Annotated in this window: 10 protein-coding genes; 4 read left to right on the top strand and 6 right to left on the bottom strand. The window is 31.5% G+C overall.

Annotation, left to right across the window (positions count from 1 at the left end):
• Positions 1-16 precede the first annotated feature (16 nt).
• The 4 genes from SJY34_RS06330 (at position 17) to SJY34_RS06315 (ending at position 5,111) form a co-directional block, all read left to right on the top strand.
• Positions 17-4,009: an amino acid adenylation domain-containing protein gene (locus SJY34_RS06330; RefSeq protein WP_400080180.1), complete on the top strand. Its 3,993-nt coding sequence runs from the start codon at positions 17-19 to the stop codon at positions 4,007-4,009.
• A gap of 7 nt (positions 4,010-4,016) precedes the next feature.
• Positions 4,017-4,229, top strand: coding sequence for a hypothetical protein (locus tag SJY34_RS06325; protein ID WP_400080178.1), 213 nt, complete (start codon positions 4,017-4,019; stop codon positions 4,227-4,229).
• 112 nt (positions 4,230-4,341) lie between these two features.
• The gene (locus SJY34_RS06320; RefSeq protein ID WP_400080175.1) at positions 4,342-4,512 is read left to right on the top strand and encodes a hypothetical protein; all 171 of its coding nucleotides are present in this window, start codon (positions 4,342-4,344) and stop codon (positions 4,510-4,512) included.
• 236 nt (positions 4,513-4,748) lie between these two features.
• Positions 4,749-5,111 carry a DUF4870 domain-containing protein gene (locus SJY34_RS06315; RefSeq protein ID WP_400080172.1) on the top strand — a complete coding sequence of 121 codons (363 nt, stop codon included), beginning with the start codon at positions 4,749-4,751 and terminating at the stop codon, positions 5,109-5,111.
• Positions 5,112-5,189: 78 nt separating this feature from the next.
• Here the strand turns inward: SJY34_RS06315 and dnaN are convergent, their stop codons facing one another.
• From dnaN to SJY34_RS06285, 6 genes are all read right to left on the bottom strand, one after another.
• A complete protein-coding gene (dnaN, locus tag SJY34_RS06310) occupies positions 5,190-6,308 on the bottom strand; it encodes a DNA polymerase III subunit beta (protein WP_400080169.1) in 1,119 nt (372 codons plus the stop codon).
• 134 nt (positions 6,309-6,442) lie between these two features.
• Entirely contained in the window at positions 6,443-8,116 is a 1,674-nt protein-coding gene (gene gldG / locus SJY34_RS06305; protein ID WP_400080166.1) for a gliding motility-associated ABC transporter substrate-binding protein GldG, read from the bottom strand.
• On the bottom strand, positions 8,103-8,600 hold the full coding sequence (locus SJY34_RS06300) for a hypothetical protein (protein WP_400080164.1): 498 nt from the start codon (positions 8,598-8,600) through the stop codon (positions 8,103-8,105). The genes gldG and SJY34_RS06300 overlap by 14 nt, the downstream gene beginning before the upstream one ends.
• Positions 8,601-8,602: 2 nt before the next feature.
• Positions 8,603-9,325 carry a gliding motility-associated ABC transporter permease subunit GldF gene (gene gldF / locus SJY34_RS06295; protein ID WP_400080161.1) on the bottom strand — a complete coding sequence of 241 codons (723 nt, stop codon included), beginning with the start codon at positions 9,323-9,325 and terminating at the stop codon, positions 8,603-8,605.
• 7 nt (positions 9,326-9,332) lie between these two features.
• A complete protein-coding gene (locus tag SJY34_RS06290; RefSeq protein WP_400080159.1) occupies positions 9,333-9,803 on the bottom strand; it encodes a hypothetical protein in 471 nt (156 codons plus the stop codon).
• Between the two features lie 60 nt (positions 9,804-9,863).
• Complete coding sequence (locus tag SJY34_RS06285) at positions 9,864-10,160, bottom strand: putative quinol monooxygenase (protein ID WP_400081342.1); 297 nt, start codon at positions 10,158-10,160, stop codon at positions 9,864-9,866.
• Positions 10,161-10,163: the final 3 nt, after the last annotated feature.

The raw sequence follows: 10,163 nt of genomic DNA, 5'->3' as shown, positions 1-10,163 counted from the left end.
TACCAGTTTTAACTAAATGAAATCATCCATAGCCAATCAAAAAAAACACTCAAATTTCGATCCGTTTAGTGGACCTGTTATTGAAAAAGTTATAAATATAACAGAAGCTCAGGCGGAAATATGGATTGCTTGTAGATTAGGTGGTAAAGATGCAAACAGAGGATATAATGAGTCTTTTTCTCTGATTTTAGAAGGGGAATTACACAGAGAATCTCTAGAAAGAGCTATACAAAGTTTAGTTCAAAGGCATGAATCATTAAGAGCAGTTTTCAGTCCGGATGGACGGTTTATGAGTATATTGAAATATATACCTGTAGAAATTGAGCATCATGATTTTTCGGCTTCGAATGAAAGAGATTCTGCTCTTGCAGATTACTTATCTAGTGATGCTAATTATGTTTTTGATTTAATAAAAGGACCGCTAATAAAAATAGCATTAATTAAAACTAAACAACAAGAACATCATCTTGTTATGACTGCTCATCATATTATTTGCGATGGTTGGTCTGTTGGGATTATGCTAGAGGATTTAGGTGCTTTATATTCTGCTTACGTATCTAATGAAACTCCTTCACTCCCAAAAGTCGAAAGTTTTAGTTCTTACTCTGATGATTATCAGGGGTACGTTGGAAGCGAAGAACAGGTCAAGACTGAAAGTTTCTGGTTAGATCAATATAAAGATTCTGTGCCAGTCTTAAATTTGCCAACAGATTTTACAAGGCCAAAATTAAGAACGTATAAGAGTAAACAAAAAGATTTTCCTTTAGACAAAGAATTACTTGCTCAGTTAAAAAAAGTTGGTATTAAATCAGGTTGTAGTTTTGTAACTACACTATTGTCTGCATTTGAGATTTTTCTTTTTAAATATACAGGTCAGAATGATATTGTGCTTGGTCTTCCTTCAGCTGGTCAAGGCATTAAAGAGAGGATTCAATTAGTTGGGCATTGCGTAAATCTGCTGCCTTTACGAAGTAAGCTCGATGCAGATCAATCTTTTAAAACGTATTTAAAGGATAGAAAATTATCAATGTTAGATGCTTACGATCATCAACAATTAAGTTTTGGTGAACTCTTGCAAAAACTACCATTACAAAGAGATCCGTCTAGAGTACCACTAGTACCAGTGGTTTTTAACATAGATATTGGTAAGACTAACCTAGTTAATTTTAAAGACTTAACGTTTAAAGCGCTTAATAATCCAAGAGCTTTTGATGCTTTCGAAATATTTTTAAATGCTAGCGGAACAGAAGAAAATTTTAATTTAGAATGGTCTTTTAATTCATCACTATTTAAATCTTCTACCATAGAAGGTATGATGAAGACTTTTGAAGGGGTAATTAAAACGATAATTAAAAACCCTGAAGATAAGCTTGCGGAAATTGTAAAAATAGATGATACCGCTTATAAAATTCTTAATGATACCGAATTTAGTTACCCTGATTTTGCATTACATGATTTAATTTCCCAAAAAGCAGGACTATTTGGGAAAGAACAAGCTATAAAATTTGGTGATAAGACAATTACTTATGGAGAGCTAGAAGAGCAAGTTAATCGATTAGCTCATTCGTTATCATCTAAAGGTGTAAGTTCCGGAGATTTTGTTGGTGTATGCCTACCGCGTTCTATTGAACTTATTGTTTCCTTGATCGCAATAATGAAAACTGGAGCTGCTTATTTGCCTCTAGATTCTAGTTATCCTAGCCAGCGTTTAAACTATATGCTAGAGGATTCTGAAGCTAATTTTTTGATTACAACAAAAGATTTTAAAGCTAAATTAAGTACTGATGCCGAGATATTAATACTAGATGATTTATTTTCAAATCTTACAAGCTCTCCAAATACATCTTTAGACATTAAAGTAAATACTACAGATGTTGCTTATATACTTTATACATCAGGTTCTACGGGTAAACCCAAAGGCGTTTCTGTAACCCATAAAAACTTAGTTAATTTTCTTTATAGCATGCTAGAAAGACCTGGTATAGAAGAAAAAGACAAGTTTTTATCTATTACAACTATTTCGTTTGATATAGCAGGATTAGAAATATTTACGCCATTACTCAAAGGTGCTGAACTCATTATAGCAGATGATGAAACCGTAAAGGACACACGTCTAATGTTAAAACTAATAGAGAAAGAGGGTATTACGGTAATGCAAGCTACACCTACAACTTGGCAAATGTTATTAGACTCAGGTTGGGAAAAAACTTTTGCTTTAAAAGCTTTGTGTGGTGGAGAAGCACTTTCATTAAATTTATCGAAACGAATTCTTTCTAAAGTTGATGAACTATGGAATATGTACGGACCAACGGAAACTACCATATGGTCTTCGATAAAACAAATTAAAAAAGAAGACAAACTAGTTTCTATAGGAAAACCGATTGCTAATACTCAAATGTATGTATTAAATGATCAAGGACTTCTGGTTAAGCCGGGATCTATTGGTGAAATATGCATAGCAGGAGATGGTGTAGCTAAAGGCTACTGGAAACGTTTAGATTTGACCAATGAAAAATTTATAGATAATAACTTTAGTTCTGACTCTAACAAAGTATTATATCGCACTGGTGATTTAGGTAAGTTATTGCCTTCGGGTGAGTTACAATGCTTAGGTAGGATAGATCAACAAGTTAAAATTAGAGGTCATAGAATTGAGCTTGGGGAAATTGAAAAAGTATTAGACTTACAAGAACATGTTCAATCTTCTGTTGTTTTAGTAAAAGATGACCGTATAGTAGCTTATGTATTGCATGATAAAAATGATCATATAGATAAAGACGTAATTGATCTTTGGAAGAAAAACTTAGCAGTTGCACTTCCTGCATATATGGTGCCTCAAGATATTCATTTGCTAACAAAATTCCCAACAACATTAAATGGAAAAATAGATCGTAAAGCTTTAATCAATAAATCAATAAATCAATCTGGTGAGAATAAATTTACTAGCCCTCGAACTAAAACGGAACAAATCATTAGTAAAATTTGGTGTGATTGTTTAGGTTTAGAAAATATTGATATTTTTAGTGACTTTTTCGAATTAGGTGGGCATTCTTTAATAGCGGTAAGAGTTGTATCGCGAATAGAGAAAGACACAGGTGAAAATTTACCTCTATCATCTTTAATGGTGTATCCAACGATAGAAAAAATATCAAGTTTTATTGATAGTAATACAGAAAAAATAACTTGGGATTCATTAACACCAATAAATACAAAAGGAAGTAAGCCGCCATTATATTTGGTGCATGGGGCAGATTATAATATTTTACTTTTTCAAACATTAGCTAAAAACCTCGATAAAGATCAGCCAGTTTATGGTTTGCAAGCAAAAGGTCTAAATGAAATAGATGAACCACATGATTCAGTAGAGGATATGGCTGCTTATTATATATCCGAAATAATAGAATCTAATCCTAAAGGTCCTTATGCTTTGGCAGGTTATTCTTTTGGAGGAGTCATAGCCTTTGAAATGGCAAAACAACTAAAGGCTCAGAATAGAGAGGTTACTACTATAGCTTTGCTTGATAGTTATGTATACCCAGTTTATTATTATCCAAATTCTTTTAAGAAGAAGTATATAAATTTTAAGTATAATATAGGTCAAATAGGATTTATGATTAAAACGATGTTTAGTAATAAACATAGTTTTAATCGAAGAATAGGTTTAATAAAGAAAGGGTTTTATAATGCATACTTAAGACTTAAACTAGGTAAAGAGAGACGACATAAATTATTACATAGCTGGCCACTAAAGTTAGATGAGAAACATAATTTAGCTTTTAGTAACTATCAAATCACACCAGAAAATCTCGAAGTAGATTTATTAAAAGTATCTGAAGACACAATCTATTATGCTCACGATACTAAATATTTAGGGTGGAAACCTGTAGCTTTAAAAGGTGTTAATAGGCATATGGTTCCAGGTAATCATGCGAACATGTTTAAGTCACCGTATTGCGAAGAATTGGGAAGTATTTTACAAAATATAATAAATAATAATAATCAGTTATAATTCTAATGTGTTTTGCAGTAAAAATGAAGTTAGATCTATTTCTTCAGAATTATTAGGTGACTTCAAAAATCCAAATATTCTAAGTTTTAATTTAGATGAAGACTATGTCGCTGCAGTAGCTTTTGATAACAACGGTTTTAATTCAGATAGAATTTTCATTTACAACCTTCTGACATTTATGGAAGAATTAATGTTATTTGGAAATATAAATGATGTTTAGCTCTAGTTTTAGGATATATAGTTACCATTCTCTTGGATTTCCTGACAAATATCATCTTTCTTAAAAATTATAGTTCTTAATTTTATACTCTCAAAACTTAATATACTCGAATATGATTAATACATTAATAGGACTGTATAGTTGGGCAAACGGAGTTGTAATGATTGCAATCTTTGCATTGGTTTGTATTATACTCGTTGGCATACTAATTAACTTTATGTCAAAAGGTAAAAGTAAAGACTCGTCTAACAATCTTAATGAAGATAATAACACTGAGTACTAATTAAAACTAATTTTAGCATTTAAAAGAGGGTAGTCAATAATTAACTACCCTCTTTTTTTATGTAATAAAACTAGAACTTAGATTGTAAAAATGCTGAAAACTAAATTATTTGGGTAGTAAGTTCGTTTTTAATTTCATTAGGTTATAAAGTTTTAGTTATTCTTTAAAATAGATTTAATCTACTTTATGTAACATTTTAAATACAATTACGTCCTATAGTTGTAAAATCATTAATCATGGAATCAAATTATCATACGCTTAAGCGCACAGACAATCAATTATTAGTAATTACACATTTATCACAATTACTAACTTATGTTACAGGTTTTGGTGGACTGATTGTACCACTAATCATTTGGGTAACACAAAAAGATAGGGTAGAATCTATGGATGCTCATGGAAAATCTATATTGAATTTTCAGTTAAGCCTAATAGTATATTCAATACTAAGTATTCCTTTAATTCTTGTTTTTGGATTAGGAATTTTAACCTTGATACTTGTAGGAATCTTAGCATTTGTAATGCCAATAGTAAACGCAATAAAAGCTAGTAATGGAGAATTACCTAGCTATCCATTATCTCTTAATTTTGTTAGTTAGTTATTAAAGAAATGGAAATGAAAAGGCTCACCAATCGGTGAGCCTTTTTTATGTTGATAAAAATTGCAAGAACCTCTACTAATTGTTGAGCATCACAGGCATAACAAGCATAGTCACGTGCTCGCCTTCATCTAAGCCATCAATTGGTGTTAGAATACCTGCTCTGTTTGGTAAACTCATTTCTAACTGAACGTTATCTGAGTTTAGGTTGTTTATCATTTCGGTTAAGAAACGAGAGTTAAAGCCAATTTGCATGTCATCACCTTGATAATCACAGGTTAAACGTTCTTCGGCTTTGTTGCTGTAATCTATATCTTCAGCAGAAATATTTAATTCTGCTCCAGCAATTTTCAATCGAATTTGATGTGTAGTTTTGTTAGAGAAAATACTAACACGACGCACAGAATTTAAAAATTGTGTTCTGTCAATCACTAATTTGTTCGGATTCTCTTTTGGAATAACCGCTTCGTAGTTTGGATATTTTCCATCAATTAAGCGACAAATTAATTCTGAATTCTCAAAAGTGAATTTTGCATTAGATTCATTGTATTCTACTAAAACATCATCATCGCTTCCTGCTAAAATACCTTTTAAAAGATTTAAAGGTTTCTTTGGCATTATGAATTCTGCTGTTTCAGTAGCACTAACATCATTCCTTGTGTATTTAACAAGTTTATGAGCATCAGTAGCTACAAATGTTAAATTGTCTTGAGAAAACTGAAAGAATACACCACTCATCACAGGTCTTAAATCATCGTTACCAGCAGCAAAAATTGTTTTGCTTATAGCAGTTGCCAATATATCTCCAGAAATGTTTGTTTTACTAGCATCTTCTATAGATACAGCATTAGGAAACTCAGCACCATCAGCATATGCCAGAGCATATTTACCATGATTAGAGCTAATTTCAACTGTATTATTTTCTTCAACAACAAAGGTTAAAGGCTGCTCAGGAAACGTCTTCAATGTATCTAAAAGCAATCTTGCAGGAAGTGCAATACTACCTTCAGAATCACTTTCTACATCAATGGTAGAAGACATAGTTGTTTCTAGATCACTTGCAGAAATCGTTAATTTTGATTTGCTAAGTTCGAATAAGAAATTGTCTAAAATAGGGAGGGTATTGCTACTATTAATTACACCTCCTAAGACTTGAAGCTGTTTTAATAAATATGTACTTGAAACAATAAATTTCATGCTGACTATGTATGTGTTTTTACTTTTAGTTGTGTCTTACAAATATATCTCAATAGATGGGTTTTATAAAACAAACTTATTAACATTTATTTCTGCGAAGGCAGGAAATTTTCTAATGTGTTAAGCGACTAAAACTAAGTATATTTTTTCTTTCTAAAGTAATTAAAAACAAAACCAAAAAGTGCAAGTACAGCTAATGGTAAAGCAATATTTATAAGTTGCCATTTACCTTTATTCTCTTTTATTTTATCAGAATCTAAAAATGCAATATTAATTTCTTTGGCTCTAATGTTTATAAGTCCTGTGTCCGCATCGTCTAAAAGATAATTAACTGTATTTAAAAGAAATTCTTTGTTTCCAAAAGACTTTCCTGTGAGTTGATCAAAACCTAATTCTAGAGGTCTGTTTCTAACAACTTCATTCTTAATGATGTCTCCATCCGAAATGATAACCATTTTAGTAGGCTTACTCTTAGATTGAAAATTAGTGACTTTAAATGGTAATATACGTTTGTCATAAACAGAAGTAAATTCGCCTTCTAATAAAACTGCTAAATTCTGAGAGCCTAAGTTATACGTGCTTTCATCTGGCGCTTTAGTGACATCTGCCAAGGAAATAGTTGTTGGAGCACCTTCTAATTTAGATTTTGGTGAACTCTGAAGCAAGATTGTTTTTTTAATATCGTTTTTCAAGGTGTCAATCGGACTGGCAAAATCGAATTTCACTAAGTTTAAATTCTTGGTTATCGGATGTTTAGGATTTGAAGCAGCCAACGGGGAATATTGCCATTGAATAGGTTGCATTTGTGCTTGGCTACCTTCTCCAATTGCCAACATAATAGGTGAGGAGTATAAATCTTTTACGAAATAAGGATTAACTCTAAATCCATATTTAAAGAAAAAGTCATTGAGTTTTAAATCTCTCATAATAGAGACACTAGTTCCTGCATCATTGTAAAGACTGTCTTTATCCATAACAACAGATTCCGTAAGCCAAAGACTTCTACCACCTGACATGGTATATTGGTCTAAAACTAATTTTTCGTTTTCAGAAAATGGCTCGCTTGGTTTGGCAGCAACGATTAAGTCGTATTGTTTTAAGTTATCTAAAGTGCCTTGAGCATTAGTAGTAACACTATCTAAAGTAAACTTGCCTAAGTTGTAATAAGGCTGCATTGTTTTTAAAAAGTCGGCAATGTAGTTATCACTGAGTTCGCCATTGCCTTTTAAAATGGCAATCTTTTTCGCTTTTGTATTTACAAGTTTACTAAACCCGTCAGCAAAAGCATATTCTAAGGATTGTACCGAGTTATTGATTTGTTCTTGCAGACCTAGTGTAATACTTCGTTTTAAAAGTGGAATTTTAACCCTTTGATCTTTGTAGCTTGCATAAGCCCAAGGAAAAATAATGTCTTGTGTTACTTTACCTGTACTATTATCTGTATTGATATAAGGCTCTAGTCCTTGTTTTGTTAACTCTTCAATATATTGTTGACGTGTGGTTTCATCCGCAATAGGATTTATGTAATTGATGATGATTTGATCGGTTTCTAATTGAAACTCTTCTATAATTTGTTTGACTTCAGTCTGAAGCAATCGAAACTCTGAAGGAAAATCACCTTCTAAAAATACATCGATAATTAATGGTGAATCTAAATCTGTGATTATTGATTTTGACGAATCAGAAAGGGTATAGCGATTATCTTTAGTTAAATCGAAACGCTGATAAAATTGACTTGCGATACTATTAACTAAAACGAGTACAACAATAACTGCAATTATGTATATTATGGTTTTATTCTTCTTCATTCTCAAATGTTATTTCTTCTTGGTAGGTTCTAAGTGATACCACTTTACCATCTTTAAATGTTATTTCAACACAATCCTTTTTATCATTAAAGGCACCAGGTTCTATACCAAGTCCATAATTCCATTTATTAGTATCGTGTGCTTTTTTAGCATCATCCCAAGAAAGCCATTCTTCTTTCCCTAAAAGACTGGTTATTTTTTCTTTTGAGGTTCCAATTAATGTATCCGTTTCGATAGTACTGTCTATCATTTCGTAGCGTAACGGAGGCTTTTCTATCCAAGCCTCACTATCAAAGTACTTTTGATGATGATAGTTACTTATAATATTTACAAAAGGATAAAACATATAGAAATACACAAAAGGAGTCAATACTAAACTGATTAAAGCGGATAGCCATTTGCGTTTATCAACTGTATTCAAAAACAAAAACAGTAGTACAAAAACAACTACCATAAATATAACTAACAAAGGAGTAATAATCATCGTTATTGTTTTTGAATTCTAAGTTTAGTGAATACTAAAAAGGCCAGAGTTATACTTATAAAATAAACTAAATCTCTAGTGTCTATAACACCACGACTCATACTATTATAATGAGCAGCCATACCCAGATTTTCCATATAAAATAGGTCACCAAAAACATTGTAGTTCGATAAACCTTCGAAACCGAAATACAAAAAGAAACAGATAAATACTGCAATAATAAATGCCACGATCTGATTATCAGAAAGGGTAGACGCAAACACTCCAACTGCTGTATATGCTGCAACCAAAAACAACAACCCAAAATAAGAACCAATAGTACTTCCCATATCCAAATTTCCTTCTGGGTTTCCTAATTGTGATACTGTATAAACATATAATAGGGTGGGAATTAGAGCCATTATAATAAGGACAAAAGCGCCAAAATATTTTCCTAATACAATCTGAAAATGAGATATTGGCTTTGTGACTAATAATTCCAAAGTACCTTGTTTTTTTTCATCACTAAAACTACGCATAGTCACTGCTGGTACAAGAAATATAAGAATCCAAGGTGCCAATAAAAAGAACGATGATAAGCTCGCTATACCATTGTCTAAAATATTGAATTCACCTTTAAAAACCCATAAAAAGAGCCCGTTAAGTAATAAAAATACACCAATGACAAGATAGCCAATTGGTGAGGCGAAGAAGGTGTTTATTTCTTTTTTTAGGATTGCTAGCATTTAAATGTTATCTTTTAGAAAGCCTTTTTAACTTTCTCAATTCTCTCTTTTTGACTTTTCTTAATTTTCGATTTCTATTACAAAGCCCAGTAACTAAATCTGTTTCATTTTCTGTTATAGACGAAAATTGGTCAGATACTCTTCCGTAAACTAAATAGAATTTGCCCACTTCAAAACTATATCCACAACTCGCACCATCAATTGGAGATGCAATTTCTACATAACGTGTTTTTATATTTCCTTTTATAATAGTTTTTATTTCAAACTTATAAATGATTGGATCAAAAGAAGATTGATATTGACGACTACTTCTTTTTGCTTGTCTAGAAATTACTTTTCCAGTTAAAATGAAATCTGATTGATTGAATGATTTTGTTATCTTCTTTGAAAGAGATTCATTAATAGTAATACACGAACAAGCAATACCGTTTGATATTGTGAAAATCGATAATACTACAGTCAATAATATTTGATTCATTTTTTAATTAAGTATTCAACTTTGCGTTTTTTGATTTAGTAACGGATGTTTTTCAATTCGTTATTCTAAACTCTCCAATTTATCCACACTCCAAGCTTCAGGTTTTGCATTAAACAGAGGTTTAGTTTTTGCCCAAACACTTTTAAACAACTCTGAGTGTCTGTAATTATTCAAATCGTTTTCAGAATCCCAATAACTATGCGTAAAAAAGATATTGGTATTGTTCTGGTCGCGATACAATTCTAAAAAGTTACAGCCTTCAAAATTGCGAATCTTTGTTTTATTTGCTTCAAAATTAGCTAAGAATTCTTCAATCTTAGACGGTTCAAAACTCATTTTTACAATTCTTACTAACATTTT

The sequence above is a fragment of the Winogradskyella sp. R77965 genome (genome assembly GCF_044594915.1).
In the GTDB taxonomy this organism is placed as follows: domain Bacteria; phylum Bacteroidota; class Bacteroidia; order Flavobacteriales; family Flavobacteriaceae; genus Winogradskyella.
The sequence above is the reverse complement of the archived record's forward strand: the minus strand, read 5'-3'. Positions and strand labels throughout refer to the sequence as shown.

Excerpts from the sequence above, each read along its gene's own strand:
- SJY34_RS06330 (WP_400080180.1), top strand. The coding sequence starts at position 17 with ATGAAATCATCCATAGCCAATCAAAAAAAACACTCAAATTTCGATCCG.
- SJY34_RS06320 (WP_400080175.1), top strand. The coding sequence starts at position 4,342 with ATGATTAATACATTAATAGGACTGTATAGTTGGGCAAACGGAGTTGTA.
- SJY34_RS06315 (WP_400080172.1), top strand. The coding sequence starts at position 4,749 with ATGGAATCAAATTATCATACGCTTAAGCGCACAGACAATCAATTATTA.
- dnaN (WP_400080169.1), bottom strand. The coding sequence starts at position 6,308 with ATGAAATTTATTGTTTCAAGTACATATTTATTAAAACAGCTTCAAGTC.
- gldG (WP_400080166.1), bottom strand. The coding sequence starts at position 8,116 with ATGAAGAAGAATAAAACCATAATATACATAATTGCAGTTATTGTTGTA.
- SJY34_RS06300 (WP_400080164.1), bottom strand. The coding sequence starts at position 8,600 with ATGATTATTACTCCTTTGTTAGTTATATTTATGGTAGTTGTTTTTGTA.
- gldF (WP_400080161.1), bottom strand. The coding sequence starts at position 9,325 with ATGCTAGCAATCCTAAAAAAAGAAATAAACACCTTCTTCGCCTCACCA.
- SJY34_RS06290 (WP_400080159.1), bottom strand. The coding sequence starts at position 9,803 with ATGAATCAAATATTATTGACTGTAGTATTATCGATTTTCACAATATCA.
- SJY34_RS06285 (WP_400081342.1), bottom strand. The coding sequence starts at position 10,160 with ATGTTAGTAAGAATTGTAAAAATGAGTTTTGAACCGTCTAAGATTGAA.